Below are 20,256 nucleotides of genomic sequence, written 5' to 3'. Positions count from 1 at the left end.
TTCTCCAAAGCGGCTTCGTAATAGTCTGTGCCTCTTCCCTAGCGCGGCAGCCCGTTGCCGTCGAGGCTGACTTGCGTCTCGACCGCCTTGTCGCCTGCAACCAGGGTCAGGGTGAGGGGGACCGGCCCTGCCGCGTCCTTGGGTTTCTCCTCGACCTTCACATTGAAGAAACGAGTCGTCGACACGGCGCTGCTCTCAGGGCCGACCTTCGACGTCGAGAAATACCAATTCTCCGGCCCTTCGGTGAAAAGCACAGGCGACGTGCCCGCAGGGGCGCGAACGGTGATGACGAAGTGTCTTTCGCCCGCAGCAGCTGAAACGGCCGAGAGGACGGAGAGATCGGCCTGCTCTCCAAGGGCCTGCTTGCGCGGAACCTTGGGCATGGCCTGCTCGATGGCGGCGCGATCGGAGGTTCCATCCGAGAGCGGCAGGTTCAGCTCCGCATGGGCCGGAATGCAGATATCCTTGCAGATGCCGTAATCGATGGTGAGCGCCAGCTTGACCGGCTTGCCCGCCTCGACAGGCTTCACCACCACCGGCAGAACGGCCTTCTGCTCATAGACATAGGCCACGCCCGCCGCATCCTCGTGACGCTTGGGGGCGGGCCATCGAACCTCGACATCCGCCACGTTCTCGGAGCGCGACCAGTCGAAGCTCGGCGGCAGGCCGGATTCGCCGGGATTGCGCCAATAGGTCTTGAAGCCCGGATCGAGGGCGATCTCGATCCCCGCAAGCCAGTTCCCACCCTGCCTGCCGCCGGACAGAAGGCGTACCTTTGAATGGAACCCTTGCGCCGAAGTGGACGAGGGGGAGGGCTGGGCAAAGCCGGGGAAAAGGGACAGAATCAGAAAAACGGCCGATGCGGCGATGCGGAATGTCATGGTCATGGAACTGACGCCTCCCTGAGGCGCTTCCTTTATGCGTTTTTTCTCCGGGCTTGCCATCCACGATCCCGTGATCGGGAGGCCGGCCCTCAAAGGCAGATTGCAGGACATGAGCTTTCAGCAAACCCCATATGACGCCGATTCCCCGTATCTCGACGGGCAATTGCTGGTGGCGATGCCCGGCATGACGGACGAGCGCTTCGCCCGGGCAGTGATTTATGTCTGCGCCCATTCACCGGAAGGGGCGATGGGCATCATTCTCAACCGTCCTGCCGCAAACGTGAACATGCCGGACCTCCTCGTCCAGCTCGAAATCGTGCCGGAACTCGACCGTATCCATCTGCCGGAGCAGGTGGGCCGGATGCAGGTTCTCATGGGCGGTCCAGTGGAGACGAGCCGGGGCTTCGTGCTCCATTCGCCGGATTACCACATCGCCCAATCCACCCTGCCCATTGACGATTCCGTCTGCCTGACGGCCACCATCGACATCCTGCGCGCCATCGCTCAAGGAAGAGGCCCGCGAGAAGCGGTTCTGGCACTTGGCTATGCGGGCTGGGGTGCCGGTCAGCTCGAACTCGAACTCCAGGCCAATGGCTGGCTGAACTGCCCTGCCTCTACCGAGCTGATCTTCAGCACGCCCGCCGATATTCGCTACGAGATGGCGCTTCGCCGCATCGGCATCGAGCCCGCCATGCTGTCCATGGAAGCAGGCCACGCCTGAGGAAGAACTACGCGGCTTCCGTCGTTGTCGCGCCTACGAGCTGGCGCGCCTGCATCACTGACATCGGTTCGCCGAAGACGGGGCCTTGCGCATATTCGCAGCCGAGCTGGTAGAGCTCGATCGCTTCCGACTCGCTCTCCGCGCCTTCCGCCACGATCTCCATGCCGAGCTCGTGCGACATCTTGATGATGGAGCGCAGGATGATCGCATTGCCCGACGCCATCTGGCGCACGAAGGACTCGTCCACCTTGATCGTATCGAACGGGAAGCGCAGCAGGTAGGAGAGGGCGGAATAGCCCGTGCCGAAATCGTCGAGCGAGAGACCGGCGCCGAGATCGCGCAGGCGCGCCAGCATCTGCGCCGAATATTCCGGGTTCTCCATCACGAGGCTTTCCGTCATCTCGATCTTGAGAGAGCCGGGGAGAACGCGTGTGCGCGCGATGACGTTCTTCACTTCCTGCAACAGGTCGTGACGCAGGAGGTGATGGCTCGACATGTTCACGCTGGCAAAGATCGGCGGCTCGACTTCGAGCGCGCTCTGCCAGATACCGAGCTCGCGCGCCGTCTGCTCCAGCAGGAACACGCTGAGCTTGACGATGAGACCCGTCTCTTCCGCAATCGACATGAAGTCGTCGGGCGAAACAGGGCCGAGGCGCGGATGTTCCCAGCGCAGCATGGATTCGAAGCCCGCGATGGTGCGATCCTCGAGCCGCACGATGGGCTTGAACAGCACCTTCATCTCGTTGCGCTCGAGTGCATGGCGCAGGTCGCTTTCCATCGTGAAATGGTCGCTGCGGTCCGAGCGCATGGTGGGGCGGAACACCTCGATGCGGTCGCCGCCGTGACGGCGCGCATGCGCCATGGCGATTTCCGCATTGCGCAGCACTTCCTCGCGACGTGCCGCGATCTGCGGATCGTGCAGGGCGATGCCGATGGAGGCGGTGAGGAAAATCTCGCGCTCGGCATAGGTGACCGGCGTGGTGACGATGCGCCGGACCATGTCGGCGAAAGCGATGATGCGGTCGGGCTCGCGCTCCGAGAGCAGGATGATCGCGAATTCGTCGCCTGCGATGCGCGCCAGCGTATCCTGCGGCTTCAACAGACGGCCGAGGCGGCGCGACAGGGTGAGAAGGATCGAGTCGCCTGCCGTGTAGCCCGATTGATCGTTCGCATCCTTGAACTTGTCGATGTCGATCACGAGCACTGTCGGACGCAATGAATCGTCCTGGCTCGCGAAGGTCAGCGCAGCTTCGAGGCGGTCGTAGAAGAGCTGGCGGTTGGGCAGGCTCGTCAGGTTGTCATGCACCGCGTCGAGCAGCAGCCGCTCCTCGGCGTTCTTGCTGCTCGTCACGTCGCAGAGCGTTCCGACGATGCGAATGACCTCGCCGTCGGAGCCGATCACCGGACGGGCCTTGAGGCGATACCAGTGATGCGCGCTGGACGACGAGCGCAGGCGGAAATCCTGCACCAGACGTCCACGACGATGCTCGATCACCGTATCGAGGGCAAGCCTGTAGCGATCCTTGTCGAAGGGATGGATCAGATCGAGCCAAGCCGAGGCAGGGCCTTCGAGCGCGCCGCGCTTCAGGCCGAGTTGATGCTCGATCTCAGGGCTCACGAAGATGTTGTCCGACACCACGTCCCAATCGAACACGATGTCGCCAGCGCCCGCGAGGGCGAGAGCGCGACGCTCCGTGTCGTTGACGAAGCCACGGGCAAAACCGCCACCGGCGAAGGCGTGCTGCATCACGGTGAAGCCGATCAGCATGACGATCAGCACGAGACCACCGATCAATGCAGGCGGCACGAGGTCGGAGCTCAGCTGCCCTAGAACCGTGAAGCTCGCCGCCACCGTCCAGGCAATCAGCAGGAGCCAGGTGGGCACGAGCATGATGGCGCGGTCATAGCCGTGCGTCGCCAGATGGATCACGAGCACGAAGCCGATGCCGGCCACCGCCGCGATCGACATGCGCGCCACGCCCGCAGCCACCGAGGCATCGAGCACGGCCAGCAGCAGCAACGCGCCGAGGAAGGCGAGCCAGAAGGCCGTGACGTGGCTGTAGCGCACGTGCCAGCGGTTCAGGTTGAGATAGGCGAAGAGGAACACGAGCAGCGTTGCCGCCAGCACCGCTTCCGCGCCGGCGCGATAGATCTGCTCCGTGACCTCGGAGATCGGGAACACGCGCTGGAAGAAACCGAAATCGATGCTGGCATAAGCCAGCACCGCCCAGGCGAGCGCGGCGGCCGCCGGGAAGATCAGCGCGCCCTTCACCACGAACACGATGGTGAGGAAGAGGGCGAGCAGGCCCGCGATGCCGATGATGATGCCCTTGTAGAGGGTGAGGCCGTTCACGCGCTCCTTGTAGGCATCCGCATCCCACAGATGGAGCTGTGGCAGGTTGTCGGTGCGCAGCTCCGCCACGAAGGTGACAGTGGTGCCGGGATCGAGCGTGATGAGGAACACGTCCGCATCGGGGCTGTCGTCCCGCTCGGGGCGGATGCCCTGGCTCGCGGTGATGGCGGCGATGCGGGAAGCGCCGAGATCGGGCCAAACCACGCCGGAGCCGGTCAACCGGAAATGCGGCGCCACGAGCAGGCGGTCGACCTGCTCGTCGGTATCGTTGGTGAGCGCGAAGACGATCCAGTCCGGGCGGGTGCCGGACTCACGCGCCTTCACGGCGATGCGGCGCACGATGCCGTCGCGGCCCGGAGCGGTGGAAATGCGGATTTCGTCGCCATCGGACTTGTAGCGCTCGATGGCCTGGGTCAGGTCGATTGCCTTGGTCTTGGGATCGACGCGAACGGATTCCACCGCCCAGCCGGAAGTCGGCCAGGTGAGCCCCACGAACGCCGCCAGAAGAAAGGCTATGGCGAAAGATACGATCCGCACTGCTTCGGTTCTTTCGTCCGGTCCAAAATTCGAAGGCAGATTGGTACCGGTCAGGGAGCCTGAGGGCAAGCCGAAGCCTCGGCAGGCCCCCACTTGTCCGCATGACTCGGTTTTTATCGTTAACCACGCGCATGGAGGCGCTTTGCGGCGGGATTGAGGTGAAATCGATATGACGTAGCGGAAAGCATTGCCCTTTCCTCGTCACCCCGGGCTTGTTCGGGGGATACATGTCTTCGCTTCCAACTCACAAACCTCATCCTGAGGAGCAGGCGGAGCCTGCGTCTCGAAGGAGGTTCCAGTGATCTCTGGAGACGCCCTCGTCCTTCGAGACGGTCGCTCCGCGACCCCTCAGGATGAGGGCTATGGGGGACAAGACGTGGATGGCCGGATCAACGCCCCCCTAGCTGCGCAGGCCCTTGCTGATAACCTCCAGGGAGGGAAGGCTTTTGATGGGACCGATGGCCGCGACCGTGGGATTGCCCTGCAGGAGGCGGCGTCCTGCCTCGCGGACATGCTCCTGATCCAGAATGTCGACCTTCCGCACGATCTCGTCGCTGCCCACGATCCGCCCCCAGGACAGGAGCTGGCGCGCCATGCGCTCGATCCGCCCGCCGGGCGTCTCCAGCGCGGTCAGCAGGGCCACCTTCATCTGAGCCTTGGAGCGGATCATCTCGATCTCGCTGATGTCGGTGGTGGCCTGGCGCATGCAGTCGAGCGTGACCTTGGTGAGTTCCTTCACGTCCGATCCAGCCGTGCCCGCCCCGATGCCGAAGAGGCCGCAATCGGAGAAGGGCCAGTGGAAAGAGTCGATGGAATAGGCGAGACCTCGCGTCTCGCGCACCTCGTGCCAGAGCCTAGAGGTAAGGCCCCCGCCAAGGATATGGGCGAAGAGATGCGCGGCGTAATAGCCCGGATCCTTGAACGAGAGACCGGCTAAGCCAAGCACGATATTGGCCTGTTCGAGCTTGCGCGAGATGCGCCGTTCGCCGCCCGTGTAATGCCCGGATTCCGGCGCGCGAATGTCGGCGGGCGGCATCGCACCGAAGAGGCGCTCCGCAGCATCCACGATCTGCGCATGGTCCACGTTGCCCGCAGCCGCAAGCACCATCTTCGACGGAATGTACTCACGCGCCAGGAAGGCGCGGATGGTGGCGGCGTCGAAGCTCCTGATCGTGTCCGGCGTGCCGAGGATCGGGCGTCCGACGGGCTGGCCCGCGAAGGCCGTTTCCATGAAGGCGTCGTAGATCAGATCGTCGGGCGTATCCTCGACGGCGGCGTGCTCCTGCAGGATCACGCCCTTCTCGCGGGCAAGCTCCGCGTCGTCGAAAACCGAATTGATGAGAATGTCGCCGAGCACGTCGAGCGCCACGTCAACATTCTCGCCGAGAACGCGCGCGGTGTAGCTCGTGTATTCGACGCTGGTCGCGGCATTGATGTCGCCGCCCACATTCTCGATGTCTTCCGCGATCTGCCGCGCGGAGCGGCGCGCCGTGCCCTTGAAGGCCATGTGCTCGATGAGATGCGACAGACCATGCTCATGCGCCTGTTCGTGGCGCGAGCCTGTGCCGACCCACACGCCCAAAGTGGCGGTGGCGATTTCCGGCATGTGCTCGGTCGCGATCGTCAGGCCGTTCGCGAGCTTCGTGATGTCGACGCGCTTCTCGCGCACGAAATGTTCGTTCATGCAGCAGCGCCTTTGACCGCACGGGCGCGCTCGCGGATGAAGCGTTCGACCGCCGATTGATCGTTCGGGAGAACCGTAAAGCTCTCCTTGCGCTCCATCAGATCCGCCATATGGGGCGGAAGGGCAGGGCGTATGCCAGTCGCGCGTTCGACCGCATCGGGGAACTTGGCCGGGTGCGCGGTGGACAGCGCAACGACGGGCACTTCCGGATTGGTCTTCAACAGCGCGCGCGCTGCACGCGTGCCGACGGCGCTGTGCGGATCGAGCACATAGCCGGTTGTGCGATAGGTGTTCGCCATCTCGTCGGCGACGCTCTTCTCATTCACGGCCTCCGCCGTGAACTCTTCTCGGATGCGTGCAAGCGGACCTGCATCGATGGTGAAGGAGCGCGATTGATTGAGGCTTGCCATCAAACGGCGGATCGCTTCGCCGTCACGGCTGTAAGCCTCGAACAGCAGGCGTTCGAAATTGGACGATATCTGAATATCCATGGACGGCGAGGTGGTGGCCTCGACGCCCTTCATCTCGTAGGTGCCGGTATTCAGCGTGCGCGCCAGAATGTCGTTGGCGTTGGTGCCGATCATCAGACGCTCGATGGGAAGGCCCATCTTCTTAGCCACCCAGCCCGCGAGAATGTCGCCGAAATTGCCGGTGGGCACGGAGAACGAGACGGGACGATGCGGACCGCCGAGCGCGACCGCCGCGGTGAAATAATACACGGCCTGCGCGGCCACGCGCGCCCAGTTGATGGAGTTCACGCCGGAGAGCTGCAGCTCGTCGCGGAAACCGCGATGATTGAACATGGCCTTCACCATGTTCTGGCAATCGTCGAACGTGCCTTCCACCGCGAGCGCATGCACGTTGGGGGAGGCGACCGTCGTCATCTGGCGGCGCTGCACATCCGACACGCGGCCATGCGGATAGAGGATGAAGATGTCGACCTGATCGAGGCCCTTGAACGCCTCGACGGCGGCGCTGCCCGTATCGCCGGACGTTGCGCCGACGATGGTGGCGCGCGCGCCGCGCGCTTTCAGCACGTGATCCATCAGACGGCCGAGCAGCTGCATCGCCACGTCCTTGAACGCGAGCGTCGGGCCGTGGAAGAGTTCGAGCAGGAACAGGTTGTCGTCGAGCTGCGTGAGCGGACACACGGCCGTGTGACGGAACGAGGCATAAGCCTCGTCGATCATGCGGCTGAGATCAGCCTGCGGAATGTCGCCATCCACCAGCGGGCCGAGCACGGCCTTGGCCACATCGGCATAGGATTTTCCGGCGAAGCCCTTGATCGTCTCCGTCATCAAGCTTGGCCATTTTTCCGGCAGGTAGAGGCCGCCGTCCCTGGCGAGGCCGGTCAGAAGTGCGTCGGAAAAGCCAAGCGCGGGAGCTTCCCCGCGGGTCGAGACATGGAGCACGGTCAATCTCCTGAAAATTCGGGCGGACATTAGGAGCAGCAGCCGGTTGCGGCAAGTCGCAACCGGCGTCCTCGTCACGGTTTTATCCGGGCCATGGCGTGGGCATCCACGAAGGAGCCGTCGCGGAAGGCATAGTCCCGGTGGGTGCCTTCAAGCTCGAAGCCATGGCGCTTGTAGAGGGCGATGGCGGGCGCGTTGTCCACGTAGACGGTGAGCTCCATCCGCCTGAGATTGAACCAGTTGTCGGCGGTATCCAGGATTTCCCGCAAAAGCCGCGTGCCGATGCCGCGGCCCTGATAGGCGTCGTGCAGGCCCATGCCGAGATAGCCCACATGGTTGCGCCGCCCCTGATGGCGCTCGAAGCCGCCGCTGCCGATGATGACGCCGTCCGCCTCGACCACGAGGTTCAGATTGCCGGGAGCATGGCCTTCCAGCCATTTCTTCGTCGTCTCGGGAGATTGATAGGGCAGCCGCAAGGTTCCCCAGCGCAGGCGGGGGAGACTCCCGAGGGCGGCGATGCCCTCATAATCGGAGGGCCGGGCAGCCCTGATCACGATGCCGTCGGCATCGATGGGACTGGGCGGATGTTGGGATGGTTGGGCGTTCATGTCGCTCTCCTTGGAAAAGGCGGAGGCGAACCGAACCTGCAAAGCCCTGCTCGTCTCCGCAGGGCTTTGGGAAAAATGCTCGACGCTTTCTAGATGCGCAAAGCCTCTCCCGCACGCCCTGCAAGGCGCGTCGTGAGGAGCATTACGGTCATGACAAGCGTGAACATGGAGCGAGGTTATCCGAGTTTTCTCAGGAAACCAAGCCTAGTCGTTGCGTTGCAAACGCCGCCAAGCGAAGGCCGCGAACACGCCGATGAGAGTGAGCGCGAGGCCGTACCAGGTGAGCGCATATTGCAGATGGTTGTTGGGCAGCGTGAGCGGGGTTTGCCCCCCGCGCGGCCAGCCGCCCGGATTGGGCGTGGCATCCGCATCGATGAGGAAAGGCGCCACGGGCTCGAGGCCGCGCGCCTGGGCGATGGCTTGCGGATCGCGCGTGAACCACGTGTTGCGGGCGGGATCGTCGTTCGGCGTGAAGGGATTGCGAGCTTCCGGCGCCCGCACGAGGCCGGTCACCGTCACCTCGCCGTCGGGCTGGCTTTGCGCGCGGGTGGCCGGGTTCTTCAAATCTGTCGGCACGAAGCCGCGATTGATCATCGCGATGCCGCCCGTGGTGAGCCTGAGCGGCGTGAGGATGTAGTAGCCCTGGATCGGTGCTCCCTGCCTGGAGCCCTGGGCCAGGCCATAAACCGGCGCTTCGCGATCGTGCAGGAAGGTGCCTGTGACGCGCACCTTGCGGAACTCGTCCTGGTCCGCGCGCCAGTTCTTCCAGTCTGATTCCGGAACGATGGAACCCGGCTCGCCATAGGCGCGGGTTTCGATCTGCCGGATCAGATCCTCCTTCCAGGCCTTACGCTGCATCTGCCACGTGCCGAGGCCCATGAGGATCGCAAGCGCGATGAGGGTCGCGAGGCCGGGGATGAGAAGGGAGCGGCCTTTGTGCGGGCTTCTAGCGATCACTACTGGAAGCGCCCTTCCTCGGCCTTGTGGAGATACTGGCTCGCCACCAGCATTCCTTTGACGGGACGGATCGGTGGAATGCAGGTCAGCAACAGGAACGGCAGCGTCGTGAGAAGATGAACCCAGAAGGGAGGCTCGAAGGCGAGTTCGACCCATACGCCGAAGCCCGCTGCCGGAATGCCCATGATGATCATCACGAAGAAGGCCGGACCATCGGCCGGATCGGCGAAGGAGAAATCGAGACCGCAGACGTCGCAACGCGGAGCAAGCGTGAGAAAGCCGTTGAACAGACGTCCCTTGCCGCATTGCGGGCAGCGGCATTTGAGGCCGGCGAGGATCGGGGACGACGTTTTCTGGACTTGGGCCACGATGGTTCTCCGTGAAGTGCCATCCGCTCACATGGGGAGGGGAGGCTGAAAAGCGAAGGGCGGCTCGAAAGCCGCCCTCGTTCGATCTTTTGCGTGAGCGGCCTTAATGCCCGGCTGCGTATCCGCCGTAGCCCCACACGTAGATGGCGGCGAAGAGGAAGAGCCACACCACGTCCACGAAGTGCCAGTACCAGGCGGCGAATTCGAAGCCGAGGTGCTGCTTGGGCGTGAAGTCGCCGCGATAGGCGCGCATCAGGCACACGGCGAGGAAGATCGTGCCGATGATCACGTGAGCGCCGTGGAAGCCCGTCGCCATGAAGAAGGTGGCGCCGTAGATGTTGCCTTTGAAGCCGAAGGCGGCGTGGCTGTACTCGTAGGCCTGCACGAAGCTGAACACGATGCCGAGGATGACCGTGAGCCACAGGCCTGCCTTGAGGCCCTGGCGGTCATTGTGCAACAGCGCATGGTGCGCCCAGGTGACCGTGGTGCCGGAGGTCAACAGGATCAGCGTGTTGAGCAGCGGCAGGTGCCAGGGATCGAAGGTCTCGATGCCCTTCGGGGGCCACACGCCGCCGAGCGCCTCGACGCGCGAGTAGAGCTGCGGGTCGCCGGCATAGAGAGCGGCGTCGAAGTAAGCCCAGAACCATGCTGCGAAGAACATCACCTCGGAGGCGATGAACATGAGCATGCCGTAGCGGTGATGCAGCTGGACCACGCGGGTGTGGGAACCCGTATTGGCCTCGCGCACCACGTCGCTCCACCAGGCGATCATCGTGTAGAGCACGCCGATGATGCCGGCGCCGAAGATGTAGGGGCCCAGGTGCAGGCTACCGAAGGCGATGTCCTTCCACCAGGTGACGAACCCGGAGGCCATCAGGAAGGCGCTGACCGCGCCGATCAGCGGCCACGGGCTCGGTTCAAGAATGTGGTAGTCGTGGTTCTTGGCGTGAGCCTCGGCCATTTTAGTCTCCGTGCCTCGATTGTGACTTCGCTTTAGGACGTTTCTGCCCAGCTTGTCACGTTCCTTATTGAACGGTGGGTTGGGTTGAAGATGTGGCCTCCGCCACCGGCTTGCCCGCCTTGGACGGGAAGTAGGTGTAGGAGAGGGTGATGGAAGAGAGGTCCTTCACGTCGGAATCCTGCACGAGGCGGGGATCGATGTAGAACACGACCGCCGATTCCAGGGTTTCCCCCGGTTTCAGGGTCTGCTCCGTGAAGCAGAAGCATTCGAGCTTCGAGAAGTAGGTGCCTGCAAGGTCCGGCTGCACATTGTAGGTGGCGATGCCGGTGGCGGGCTTATCGCCCGTGTTGGTGACCTTGTAATAGACGGTCGTCGTCTCGCCGAGCTTGACGGAGATCTCGGGCTTTTCAGCCGAGAAGCGCCAGCTCAGGCCCGGCGCCACATTGGCGTCGAAGCGCACGGCGATCTTTCGATCCATCACCTGCGTGTCGTTGCTGTCGCGCGCAACCGGCGTGCCGTCGAAGCCCGTCACCTTGCAGAAGAGATCGTAGAGCGGCACCGAGGCATAGGCGAGCCCGACCATGCCCACGACGACGCCGAGGCAGGCAAAGGCCGTGCGGTGCATCTTACGTTGCTGGTGGGGTGTCTCGGCCATGCTCATCTCACAGCGGACGGTTGAGAACCTGCGGGCCCAGCTTCGCCATCGTCACCGCGAAAAGCAGGATGCAGAGAATGCCGAGGGTCAGGCCGAGCGCGATCGAACGCCGTCTGCGGCGCTGCTGTTCCTCGGGAGTGAGGTGGTAGGAATTACGATCCGTCATGTCCGCTCACCCCAGAACCGGATGGAAGAAGCCGAAGCCGTGCTCCGCGAGCAGCGTGGCGAACAGCAGGAACAGGTAAAGGATCGAGAAGCCGAAGAGTTGCTGGGCCACCCGCATGGCAGGCTCGCCCTCGCGCAGGCGATAGACCTGGATCGCGAGCGCCAGCATGCCGAGGCCGCCGACAACCGAGATGATGGCATAAGCCAGGCCGCCGAAGCCGAAGAACACGGGCGCCAGGCCGAGCGGGGCGAGAAGCACCGTGTAGGCCAGGATCTGGAAGCGGGTGGAATTGGGGCCGGCGACATTCGGCATCATCGGGATGCCGGCACGCTCGTAATCGCCCGATTTCACGAGGGCCAGCGCCCAGAAATGGGGCGGCGTCCACATGAAGATGATGGCAAACAGGATCACGCTGTCCCAGGCCACTGATCCGGTGACGGCGGCCTGCGCGACGATGGGGGGCAGGGCGCCTGCCGCGCCGCCGATCACGATGTTCTGCGGCGTCGAGCGCTTCAGCCACATGGAATAGATCACGACGTAGAAGAAGATCGTGAAGGCGAGCAGGCCCGCGGCCAGCCAGTTGCTGGCAAGGCCGAGGATCAGCACAGAACCCGCGGAGAGGGTGAGGCCGAAAGCCAGGGCCTCATTGGGCTGGATCTTGCCGGCCGGGATCGGACGCTTGCGGGTGCGGGTCATCACGGCGTCGATATCCGCGTCCCACCACATGTTCAGGCAGCCCGATGCACCACCGCCGATGGCGATCATGAGCAGGGACACGAAAGCCAGCACGGGATTCACGTTCGGATGGCTGACGACCATGCCGACGAGCGCCGTGAAGACGACGAGAAACATCACGCGCGGCTTGAGGAGAGCGAAGAAGTCGGACACGTCACCCTGCGAGAGACCATTGCTGGCGATGCTCTCGTTCTGGGGCTCGGTCAAACTGTTCGACAGGGTGTTCATACCAAATGATCTTCCGAAATGCTGAAAAATAGAGGCGTCGAGTGCCTCGCGGTGTCAGCTCCTCGCCGGAAGGCTTAGGAAAAGCCCAAGCCCTCGGGGGAGGAGCGGGCGGCGAAAAAGCCGCCCGACTCGCTTGATTAGTGGCCCGTATCGATGATGCGGGGCAGGGTCTCGAACTGGTGGAACGGAGGCGGAGAGGACAGGGTCCATTCCAGCGTCGTCGCACCTTCGCCCCACGGGTTGCCGGCGGCCTTTTCCTTGCGGACGAAGGCATAGATCACGCCGCCGATGAAGACGAAGAGACCGGCGAAGAAGATGTAGGAGCCGATGGAGGACACGAAGTTCCAGCCCTTGAAGGCATCCGGATAATCCGCATAGCGGCGCGGCATGCCGGAGAGGCCGAGGAAGTGCATCGGGAAGAACAGCACGTTGGCGCCGATGAAGGCGATCCAGAAGTGCAGCTTGCCAATCCAGTCGGGCATCACGTAGCCGGTGATCTTCGGGAACCAGTAGTAGATGCCGGCGAAGATCACGAACACGGCGCCGAGCGACAGCACGTAGTGGAAGTGCGCGACGACGTAGTAGGTGTCGTGCATGTAGCGGTCGACCGGAGCGTTCGCGAGCACGACGCCGGTGACGCCGCCGACCGTGAACAGGAACACGAAGCCGACAGCCCACTGCATCGCGGCCGTGAAGCGGATGGAGCCGCCCCACATGGTGGCGATCCACGAGAAGATCTTCACGCCGGTCGGAACCGCGATCACCATCGTGGCGAACACGAAATAGGCCTGCGTCTGCAGCGAGAGGCCGACCGTGTACATGTGGTGCGCCCACACTACGAAGCCGACGACGCCGATCGCCACCATGGCGTAGGCCATGCCGAGATAGCCGAAGATCGGCTTCTTCGAGAAGGTGGAGATGATGTGCGAGACGATGCCGAAGGCCGGCAGGATCATGATGTACACTTCGGGGTGGCCGAAGAACCAGAACAGGTGCTGGTAGAGCACCGGATCACCACCGCCCGACGGGTCGAAGAAGGTGGTGCCGAAGTTGCGGTCCGTGAGCAGCATCGTGATCGCGCCGGCGAGAACCGGGAGCGACAGAAGCAGCAGGAACGCGGTCACCAGCATCGACCAGGCAAAGAGCGGCATCTTGTGCAGCGTCATGCCCGGAGCGCGCATGTTGAGGATCGTGGTGATGAAGTTGATCGCGCCGAGGATCGAGGCAGCACCGGCAAGGTGCAGGGCCAGGATGCCGAAATCGAGCGCAGGACCCGGATGGCCGGCCGTCGAAAGCGGCGGATAAACCGTCCAGCCGCCGCCGAAGCCGAGCGAGCCCGGAGCGCCTTCGACGAAGAGCGAGCAGAGCATCAGGGCGAAGGCCGAAACGGTGAGCCAGAACGAGATGTTGTTCATGCGCGGGAACGCCATGTCAGGCGCGCCGATCATGATCGGGATGAACCAGTTGCCGAAGCCGCCGATCAGGGTGGGCATCACCATGAAGAACACCATGATGAGGCCGTGGCCCGTCACGAAGACGTTGAACGTCTGCGGATTGGAGAAGAACTGCAGGCCGGGCTCCTGGAGTTCCAGGCGCATGGCGATCGACAGAAGACCGCCGACGATGCCGGCCGTGAAGCCGAAGATGAGATAGAGAGTGCCGATATCCTTGTGGTTCGTGGAATAGAACCACCGGCGCCAGAAACCTGGAAGGTGATCGTGGTGATCCGCGTGAGCGGCATCAGCTGCATGTGCCATGATGAGACCTCTATGGTCCTTGCTTTTTTAAATTACTGAGCGTTCGCGAACTTGATCGGAGCCGTATCGTCCGTCGAAGCATACTTCTGCTTCGACTCGGCGAGCCAGGCGGCATATTGCTGCTCGCTCACGACGCGGATCTCGATCGGCATGTACGGATGGCCGTTGCCGCAGAGCTCCGAGCACTGGCCGTAATACACGCCTTCCTTCTCGGCCTTGAACCAGGTTTCGTTCAGGCGTCCGGGAATGGCGTCGACCTTGATGTAGAAGGACGGCAGCGCGAAGGCGTGGATCACGTCGGCCGAGGTGACCTGAACGCGCACGACCTTGCCCACAGGCACGACCATGGCGTTGTCGGCGCCGAGCAGACGCGGCTGGTCGGGCTTCAGGGCCGCTTGGTCGGTCACCATGTTCGAGTCGAACTTGAAGCCGCCCTGATCGGCCGGGTACTCGTAGCCCCAGTACCAGGAATAGCCGGTGGCCTTGATCACCACGTCGGCCTGCGGCGGAACCAGCTGCTGACGCAGGAGGCGGAAGGACGGGATGGCGATGGCCACGAGGATCAGCACCGGAACGATGGTCCAGGCAACCTCGAGCAGGGTGTGGTGGGTGGTCTTGGAGGGAACCGGGTTCTTCTTCTCGTTGAAGCGGGCGACGATCACGAGGAGCAGCGCCAGAACGAACAGGCAGATCGCGGTGATCAGCCAAACCAGGTAGGTGTGGAAGCTGGAGACGCTCTGCCCCAGTTCGGTCACCATCTCCTGCATGCCGGTTTCCCAAGGGGAGGGGCGGCCTGCGGCGGCCCATGCCTCACTTATGCCCAACACAAGTGCGACCGCTGCCGTGGAGAGGGCGGTCACCGATCGACGTGCATTCTCGATCCGCATCGGCGTTCCAAAGCTCCTAAAGATGTGGTGGCCGGGCGGCCACGAAAGCATAAAGAGACAGCATGGGCGCGCGCATATCGGCGCCCGGCCCGCGCCATCACTTTAGATTTGTGCCAAAGACCACAGGACGCGGCGAAGCGCAACGGTTCTGTCGTCGCAATCTGTGCGTCATAACCTCCAAAAGCGTTTGTGATCCCCACTTATCCCCCTCTCGCTTGACATCAGGCCCCCGGCCATGGTCCCAACGGGCCAAAGATTTGGATCGGAGCGGTTTTAGGCCGCTGCCCTTCGCGGCGAAGGGCTCAAGAAGGAGAGACCGATGGGCGTATCACGATGGGTCCGTAACGGGGCGGCGGCCTGCCTGGGTCTGCTGGCCCTGTCCGCAGCGAGCGGCGCGGGTGCCCAGGGCATGGTGAAGAACACCTATGGCGACTGGCAGATGCGCTGCGAGACGCCCGCAGGCGCCACGGCCGAGCAATGCGCCCTCGTCCAGAACGTGGTGGCGGAGGACCGCCCCAACGTCACTCTCGTGATTATTGTGTTGAAAACCGCCGACGCCAAAAGCCGGCTTCTTCGCGTGGTCGCGCCCCTTGGTATCCTCCTGCCGTCCGGGCTCGGGCTGAAGATCGACCAGACCGATATCGGCCGGGCCGGCTTCGTGCGCTGCCTGGCTACGGGTTGCGTCGCCGAGGTTGTCATGGAAGATAATCTCATCAATCAGATGAAGACCGGCCAGGCCGCCACCTTCATCGTGTTCCAGACGCCCGAGGAGGGCATCGGAATTCCTGTGTCGCTGAACGGATTCGCGACCGGATACGATGCTCTGCCGTAAGGGGCGCACAAGGTAAGCTGGGGGTTTTCCATGGGTAAGGGTTTGAAGGCGAAGGCTGCTCTGGCGGTAGCTGTGCTAGGCACAACGGTTCTGTCCGGATGCGCCGGCTCGGGCGAGATGGGCCTTGGCGAGATGATCCTCACAGGCGGCGCCACCCAGGCTCCGGTCCAGGCCCAGGCGGTGGAAGACGTCTATTGCCCGCCGGTGGAGATCTTCGACGGCGGAGCGGCCATCCGCACCGGCGGCGCCGAAACCATGCGCAGCCAGATCGCCATCAGCAACCTTGCCCGTGAATGCCGCGGCCAGCCCGATGGCTCGACCCTCGTGAAGGTGGGCGTCGAGGCCCGTGCCCTCCTGAGCACCGGCGGTTCGGCTGGACGCCACAACGTGCCGGTTCAGATCATCGTGAAGGACGGCTCGACCGTGATTGCCAACCGCAGCCGCAGCGCGGTCGCGGTCATTCCGGCCGGCGGTTCGCAGGCCACCGTGACCATCGTCGAGGACGGGATCGTGGTTCCCCCGAACCTGGTCAACAGCTTCGAGATCGAAGTGGGCCTCGGCGGCAGGGCACGGCGCGGCTGATCCGCGCCTCCCTTCGATATCTCAATAAAGAGCTGACGAGCCCGCCCTCTGGGTGAGCGAGGTGGCGAGCACCTTGTCGATCCGGCGCTCGTCCAGGTCGATCACCTCGAAGCGCCATCCGAGCACGTCGACGAACTCGCCCGTATGGGGCAGGTGCTGCAATTCGCTGATCACGAGGCCGCCGACCGTATGGTAGCTGCGGGCCTCGGGCAGGCTGATTCCTAGAATATCCGCCATTTCATCGACGGCCATGGAGCCCGCGAGCAGCCAGGAGCCATCCTCGCGGCGCACGGCGTCGGGCTCCGGCTCCTCGCCTTCGGTGCGGAAGGCGCCGACAATGGCTTCCAGGGCATCGGCCGGGGTCACCACGCCTTCGAAATGGCCATATTCGTCATGGACGAGGGCCATGGGCACTTCCGAGTCGCGCAAGGTGGCCAGGGCATCCAAGGCATAGAGCGTATCGGGAATGACCGGGGCCTGCTGGACCTGGGCGCGGATGTCGAGGGGCTGGCCCGAGAGCAGGGCGGCGAGAAGCGCCCGCGACTGAACCACGCCGATGACGTTGTCCGGCGAGCCTTCGCTCACCGGCAGGCGGGAATGGGGCGTTCCCATCAGGAGCGAGCGGATCGTCTCCTCGTCGTCGCCGAGGTCGATCCAGTCCACATCCGTGCGCGGGGTCATGAGGCCACGCACCGTGCGGTCGCCGAGGCGGAGCACGCCGGAAATCATGCGCCGCTCCTCCTCCTCGATCACGCCGGCGCTCTCAGCCTCGCCGACGAGGTGCTTGATCTCCTCTTCGGTCACCGTCGAGCTGTCGTCCGAGGACGTGCCGAGCAGCTTGAAGATCGCGCCCGTTGAGGCGTTGAGAAGCCAGACGGCGGGCGCCGCGACCTTGGAGAGCACCAGCATCAGCGGCGCCATCGCGCAGGCGATGCCTTCCGGATGACGCAAGGCGAGCTGCTTGGGCACGAGCTCGCCGATCACGATCGAGAGATAGGTGATGATGCTGATGACGATGCCGAAGCCGAGCGGTTCGGCGACGCCTTCCGGCATGCCCTGATCCATGAAGATCTGCGACAGGCGGTCACCGAGAGCAGCGCCCGAGAACGCGCCGGCCAGGATGCCGACGAGGGTGATGCCGATCTGGACGGTGGAGAGGAAGCGCCCCGAATCTTCCATGAGGGTCAGGGCGGTATTGGCCCCTGGGCGGCCCTGTTCCGCCATGGCCTTCAGGCGAGGCCTTCGAGCGGACACGATGGCGAGTTCTGAAAGCGCGAAAACGCCGTTCAGGGCGACGAGAGCGATAGCGATGATCAGTTCGAGCAACGATGTCAGGAGCTGCCGACCGGATCAGGCCGCGCTTTCCCCCTTCTGTGGATGATGGCCTAACATGGAGGTTCGAAGCGCTGCCGTCAAATGAGGCGGGGGAGATGAGGATTGCGGCACCCTGCTTTGTTGACAGGACAGCATTTCCTCTTCAGAGCTTAAAAGCAGCCGATGATCCCCGCGGAAGAGACCGGGCTTAACGCCCGGCGCCGAAGGCGCAACCGCCCCGGAAACGCTCAGGCCAAAGGACCGCGCGGGAGCTGGCACTCTGGAAAGCGGCGACGTTTCAAGCGTCGCCCACCGACGGGCGTAACCTGTTGCGAATGCATCGGGGAAATCTCTCAGGTCTCGTGACAGAGGGGGCGCAGAACAACGGGCCGCAAGGCTCGATGAAACGCGCACCTTTGAGGGAACACGATGGCCGGGCCTGCGAACAGCGATCAGCCGCTTCTGAAAACGCCGCTTCATGCCGAGCATGTGGCGCTCGGCGCCCGCATGGTGCCGTTTGCCGGCTACGACATGCCGGTGCAATACCCCACCGGCATCATGACCGAGCACAACTGGACCCGCGAGCATGCGGGCCTGTTCGACGTTTCGCATATGGGCCAGGCTTTCCTCGTGGCCGAGGACAAGAACCACGAGACCGCCGCCAAGGCCTTCGAGGCGCTGATCCCGGCAGATGTGCTGAACCTCAAGCCGAACCAGCAGCGCTATTCGCAGCTCCTCGATGAGAATGGCGGCATTCTCGACGACTTGATGGTCACCCGTGTCGGCGCGCCCGGTCACGAAGGCTGGCTCTATCTCGTTGTCAACGCTTCCATGAAGGAGCAGGATTACGCGCATATCCAGGCGCGCCTGCCGAAGGGCGTTACGCTCAACCGCAAGGACGGCCTCGCGCTCATGGCGCTGCAGGGCCCGTCTGCCGAAGGCGTTCTCGCGAAACTCGCGCCCGAGACTGCCACTCTTCCCTTCATGATGTCGGCCGATGTGCAGATCGACGGCATGTGGTGCCACGTCTCCCGCTCCGGCTACACCGGCGAAGACGGCTACGAGATTTCCTGCAAGGCGGAAGATGCCGCCAAGCTCTGGAACAAGCTTCTCGAGAATCCGGAAGTGAAGGCCATTGGCCTCGGCGCGCGCGACTCGCTTCGTCTCGAAGCGGGCCTGTGCCTCTACGGTCATGACATCGACACAACGACTTCGCCCATCGAGGCAGGCCTCATCTGGTCGATCCAGAAGCGCCGCCGCGAGGAGGGTGGTTTTCCGGGCGCCGCGCGCGTCCAGCGCGAGATCAAGGAAGGTGCTGCCCGCGTGCGCGTCGGCATTCAGCCGGAAGGCCGCGCGCCTGCTCGCGAAGGCACCGTGATCACCATGCCCGACGGGCGCGAGGTCGGCATCGTCACCTCCGGCGGCTTCGGCCCCACCGTCAATGCCCCGGTCGCCATGGGTTATGTGTCGAAGGACGCATCCGCTATCGGCACCGATCTTCATCTCATCGTTCGCGGCAAGCCGCTGCCTGCAAAGGTCGCGGCGATGCCTTTCGCACCGCATCGCTACAAGCGTTAATCCCAGGGGAGAACAATAATGACCACGCGTTACACCAAGGATCACGAATATATCCGCGTTGAAGGCGATGCCGGCATCGTCGGCATTTCCGATTACGCCCAGGGCCAGCTCGGCGACGTCGTTTTCGTGGAGCTGCCGAGCGTCGGCAAGAACCTCTCGAAGGGCGATGAAGCCGCCGTTGTCGAGAGCGTGAAGGCTGCAAGCGAAGTCTACGCTCCGGTCTCCGGCGAAGTCGTCGAGGTCAACAGCGATCTCGAAGCTGCTCCCGGTACCGTCAACGAAGATCCCGCCGGTCGCGGCTGGTTCCTGAAGCTGCGCCTCACGAATCCGAGCGAGCTCGATGGTCTCATGACCGAAGAGCAGTACCAGACTTTCGTGAAGTCGATCTCGTAATCGAGGGCGCTCAACGAACTCTGCCCTCATCCTGAGAAGCCGCGTAGCGGCGTCTCGAAGGAGGGTCCAGAGATCACTGGAGACGCCTCGCCCTTCGAAACGGACCTGAAGGTCCTCCTCAGGGTGAGGCTCGGTAGAGAATAAAAGTCAGGTAAGGCGATGTCGCACGAATACAGGGCTACGGTGGTTTGGACGCGCGGGGAGGGCGAGGCCTTCTCCGACAACAAGTACAGCCGTGGCCATCGCTGGTCGTTCGACGGCGGCATCGAGTTCATGGGATCGGCATCGCCTTCGGTGGTGCCGCTGCCGCTCTCCCGCGAAGATGCGGTCGATCCCGAGGAAGCATTCGTGGCATCGGCGTCGAGCTGCCACATGCTCACTTTTCTCAGTATCGCCGCCAAGAAGCGCTTCGTGGTCGATTCCTACACGGACAAGGCCCTCGGCGTCATGACGCCGAACGAGAAGGGCAAGCTCTTCGTCTCCAAGATCACGCTCGACCCGGTGATTGAGTTCTCGGGCGAGAAGATTCCGACGCCCGAGCAGATCGCCGACATGCACCACCTCGCTCACAAGGAATGCTTCATCGCGAATTCCGTGCTTACGGAGATCGTGGTGAAGGGCATTCCCTCGCACTAACGAAACCA

General features: G+C 63.5%; 20 protein-coding genes and 1 riboswitch. Of the genes, 6 read left to right on the top strand and 14 right to left on the bottom strand.

Annotated elements, in window-relative coordinates; all coding sequences use genetic code 11:
* Nucleotides 1-38 precede the first annotated feature (38 nt).
* A complete protein-coding gene (locus tag MJ639_RS12070; protein WP_243372689.1) occupies nt 39-887 on the bottom strand; it encodes a protein-disulfide reductase DsbD domain-containing protein in 849 nt (282 codons plus the stop codon).
* A gap of 106 nt (nt 888-993) precedes the next feature.
* Here MJ639_RS12070 and MJ639_RS12065 point away from each other — a divergent pair, with 106 nt between their 5' ends.
* The gene (locus MJ639_RS12065) at nt 994-1,605 is read left to right on the top strand and encodes a YqgE/AlgH family protein (RefSeq protein WP_243372687.1); all 612 of its coding nucleotides are present in this window, start codon (nt 994-996) and stop codon (nt 1,603-1,605) included.
* 7 nt (nt 1,606-1,612) lie between these two features.
* Here the strand turns inward: MJ639_RS12065 and MJ639_RS12060 are convergent, their stop codons facing one another.
* The 12 genes from MJ639_RS12060 to coxB all read right to left on the bottom strand — a co-directional run bounded on the left by MJ639_RS12060 (nt 1,613) and on the right by coxB (nt 14,913).
* Nucleotides 1,613-4,474, bottom strand: coding sequence for an EAL domain-containing protein (locus MJ639_RS12060; RefSeq protein ID WP_243373244.1), 2,862 nt, complete (start codon nt 4,472-4,474; stop codon nt 1,613-1,615).
* Nucleotides 4,475-4,895: 421 nt separating this feature from the next.
* Complete coding sequence (locus tag MJ639_RS12055; protein WP_243372685.1) at nt 4,896-6,179, bottom strand: M16 family metallopeptidase; 1,284 nt, start codon at nt 6,177-6,179, stop codon at nt 4,896-4,898.
* Entirely contained in the window at nt 6,176-7,591 is a 1,416-nt protein-coding gene (gene thrC, locus MJ639_RS12050) for a threonine synthase (protein ID WP_243372683.1), read from the bottom strand. Before thrC ends, MJ639_RS12055 begins: the two co-directional genes overlap by 4 nt.
* Nucleotides 7,592-7,665: 74 nt before the next feature.
* Complete coding sequence (locus tag MJ639_RS12045; RefSeq protein WP_243372681.1) at nt 7,666-8,199, bottom strand: GNAT family N-acetyltransferase; 534 nt, start codon at nt 8,197-8,199, stop codon at nt 7,666-7,668.
* A gap of 204 nt (nt 8,200-8,403) precedes the next feature.
* Entirely contained in the window at nt 8,404-9,153 is a 750-nt protein-coding gene (locus MJ639_RS12040; protein ID WP_423790794.1) for an SURF1 family protein, read from the bottom strand.
* A gap of 2 nt (nt 9,154-9,155) precedes the next feature.
* Nucleotides 9,156-9,524: a DUF983 domain-containing protein gene (locus tag MJ639_RS12035; protein WP_243372670.1), complete on the bottom strand. Its 369-nt coding sequence runs from the start codon at nt 9,522-9,524 to the stop codon at nt 9,156-9,158.
* A 103-nt stretch (nt 9,525-9,627) separates the two neighbouring features.
* A complete protein-coding gene (locus tag MJ639_RS12030; RefSeq protein ID WP_243372668.1) occupies nt 9,628-10,485 on the bottom strand; it encodes a cytochrome c oxidase subunit 3 in 858 nt (285 codons plus the stop codon).
* A 64-nt stretch (nt 10,486-10,549) separates the two neighbouring features.
* Complete coding sequence (locus tag MJ639_RS12025) at nt 10,550-11,140, bottom strand: cytochrome c oxidase assembly protein (RefSeq protein ID WP_243372666.1); 591 nt, start codon at nt 11,138-11,140, stop codon at nt 10,550-10,552.
* A gap of 7 nt (nt 11,141-11,147) precedes the next feature.
* Nucleotides 11,148-11,306: a hypothetical protein gene (locus MJ639_RS12020; RefSeq protein WP_243372664.1), complete on the bottom strand. Its 159-nt coding sequence runs from the start codon at nt 11,304-11,306 to the stop codon at nt 11,148-11,150.
* A gap of 6 nt (nt 11,307-11,312) precedes the next feature.
* A complete protein-coding gene (locus MJ639_RS12015; RefSeq protein WP_243372662.1) occupies nt 11,313-12,269 on the bottom strand; it encodes a heme o synthase in 957 nt (318 codons plus the stop codon).
* Nucleotides 12,270-12,406: 137 nt separating this feature from the next.
* Nucleotides 12,407-14,026 (bottom strand): cytochrome c oxidase subunit I, encoded by a 1,620-nt coding sequence (ctaD, locus tag MJ639_RS12010; RefSeq protein ID WP_243372651.1) that lies wholly within the window; start codon nt 14,024-14,026, stop codon nt 12,407-12,409.
* A 32-nt stretch (nt 14,027-14,058) separates the two neighbouring features.
* Entirely contained in the window at nt 14,059-14,913 is an 855-nt protein-coding gene (gene coxB, locus MJ639_RS12005; RefSeq protein ID WP_243372648.1) for a cytochrome c oxidase subunit II, read from the bottom strand.
* Between the two features lie 319 nt (nt 14,914-15,232).
* Between coxB and MJ639_RS12000 the strand changes: the two genes are divergently transcribed.
* Both MJ639_RS12000 and MJ639_RS11995 read left to right on the top strand, forming a co-directional pair.
* The gene (locus MJ639_RS12000; RefSeq protein WP_243372646.1) at nt 15,233-15,745 is read left to right on the top strand and encodes an invasion associated locus B family protein; all 513 of its coding nucleotides are present in this window, start codon (nt 15,233-15,235) and stop codon (nt 15,743-15,745) included.
* 30 nt (nt 15,746-15,775) lie between these two features.
* Nucleotides 15,776-16,327 (top strand): hypothetical protein, encoded by a 552-nt coding sequence (locus MJ639_RS11995; RefSeq protein WP_243372640.1) that lies wholly within the window; start codon nt 15,776-15,778, stop codon nt 16,325-16,327.
* A 21-nt stretch (nt 16,328-16,348) separates the two neighbouring features.
* On the opposite strand, the gene MJ639_RS11990 is transcribed toward MJ639_RS11995, so the two are convergent.
* Nucleotides 16,349-17,653, bottom strand: coding sequence for a hemolysin family protein (locus MJ639_RS11990; RefSeq protein ID WP_243372639.1), 1,305 nt, complete (start codon nt 17,651-17,653; stop codon nt 16,349-16,351).
* A 171-nt stretch (nt 17,654-17,824) separates the two neighbouring features.
* Nucleotides 17,825-17,915, top strand: a riboswitch (glycine riboswitch).
* A 155-nt stretch (nt 17,916-18,070) separates the two neighbouring features.
* Between MJ639_RS11990 and gcvT the strand changes: the two genes are divergently transcribed.
* The 3 genes from gcvT (at nt 18,071) to MJ639_RS11975 (ending at nt 20,248) form a co-directional block, all read left to right on the top strand.
* Nucleotides 18,071-19,219 (top strand): glycine cleavage system aminomethyltransferase GcvT, encoded by a 1,149-nt coding sequence (gene gcvT, locus MJ639_RS11985; protein ID WP_243372629.1) that lies wholly within the window; start codon nt 18,071-18,073, stop codon nt 19,217-19,219.
* Between the two features lie 18 nt (nt 19,220-19,237).
* Nucleotides 19,238-19,612, top strand: a complete 375-nt coding sequence (gene gcvH / locus MJ639_RS11980) for a glycine cleavage system protein GcvH (RefSeq protein WP_243372621.1) — start codon at nt 19,238-19,240, stop codon at nt 19,610-19,612.
* A gap of 159 nt (nt 19,613-19,771) precedes the next feature.
* Nucleotides 19,772-20,248: an OsmC family protein gene (locus MJ639_RS11975; protein WP_243372619.1), complete on the top strand. Its 477-nt coding sequence runs from the start codon at nt 19,772-19,774 to the stop codon at nt 20,246-20,248.
* The last annotated feature ends 8 nt before the right edge of the window (nt 20,249-20,256 follow it).

Source organism: Microvirga solisilvae (assembly GCF_022808595.1).
Taxonomy (GTDB): domain Bacteria; phylum Pseudomonadota; class Alphaproteobacteria; order Rhizobiales; family Beijerinckiaceae; genus Microvirga; species Microvirga solisilvae.
Note: the sequence above shows the minus strand (reverse complement) of the source record. Positions and strands in the feature narration are given on the sequence as shown.

Excerpts from the sequence above, each read along its gene's own strand:
- MJ639_RS12070 (WP_243372689.1), bottom strand. The coding sequence starts at position 887 with ATGACCATGACATTCCGCATCGCCGCATCGGCCGTTTTTCTGATTCTG.
- MJ639_RS12065 (WP_243372687.1), top strand. The coding sequence starts at position 994 with ATGAGCTTTCAGCAAACCCCATATGACGCCGATTCCCCGTATCTCGAC.
- MJ639_RS12055 (WP_243372685.1), bottom strand. The coding sequence starts at position 6,179 with ATGAACGAACATTTCGTGCGCGAGAAGCGCGTCGACATCACGAAGCTC.
- MJ639_RS12045 (WP_243372681.1), bottom strand. The coding sequence starts at position 8,199 with ATGAACGCCCAACCATCCCAACATCCGCCCAGTCCCATCGATGCCGAC.
- MJ639_RS12030 (WP_243372668.1), bottom strand. The coding sequence starts at position 10,485 with ATGGCCGAGGCTCACGCCAAGAACCACGACTACCACATTCTTGAACCG.
- MJ639_RS12025 (WP_243372666.1), bottom strand. The coding sequence starts at position 11,140 with ATGGCCGAGACACCCCACCAGCAACGTAAGATGCACCGCACGGCCTTT.
- MJ639_RS12020 (WP_243372664.1), bottom strand. The coding sequence starts at position 11,306 with ATGACGGATCGTAATTCCTACCACCTCACTCCCGAGGAACAGCAGCGC.
- MJ639_RS12015 (WP_243372662.1), bottom strand. The coding sequence starts at position 12,269 with ATGAACACCCTGTCGAACAGTTTGACCGAGCCCCAGAACGAGAGCATC.
- ctaD (WP_243372651.1), bottom strand. The coding sequence starts at position 14,026 with ATGGCACATGCAGCTGATGCCGCTCACGCGGATCACCACGATCACCTT.
- coxB (WP_243372648.1), bottom strand. The coding sequence starts at position 14,913 with ATGCGGATCGAGAATGCACGTCGATCGGTGACCGCCCTCTCCACGGCA.
- MJ639_RS12000 (WP_243372646.1), top strand. The coding sequence starts at position 15,233 with ATGGGCGTATCACGATGGGTCCGTAACGGGGCGGCGGCCTGCCTGGGT.
- MJ639_RS11995 (WP_243372640.1), top strand. The coding sequence starts at position 15,776 with ATGGGTAAGGGTTTGAAGGCGAAGGCTGCTCTGGCGGTAGCTGTGCTA.
- gcvT (WP_243372629.1), top strand. The coding sequence starts at position 18,071 with ATGGCCGGGCCTGCGAACAGCGATCAGCCGCTTCTGAAAACGCCGCTT.
- gcvH (WP_243372621.1), top strand. The coding sequence starts at position 19,238 with ATGACCACGCGTTACACCAAGGATCACGAATATATCCGCGTTGAAGGC.
- MJ639_RS11975 (WP_243372619.1), top strand. The coding sequence starts at position 19,772 with ATGTCGCACGAATACAGGGCTACGGTGGTTTGGACGCGCGGGGAGGGC.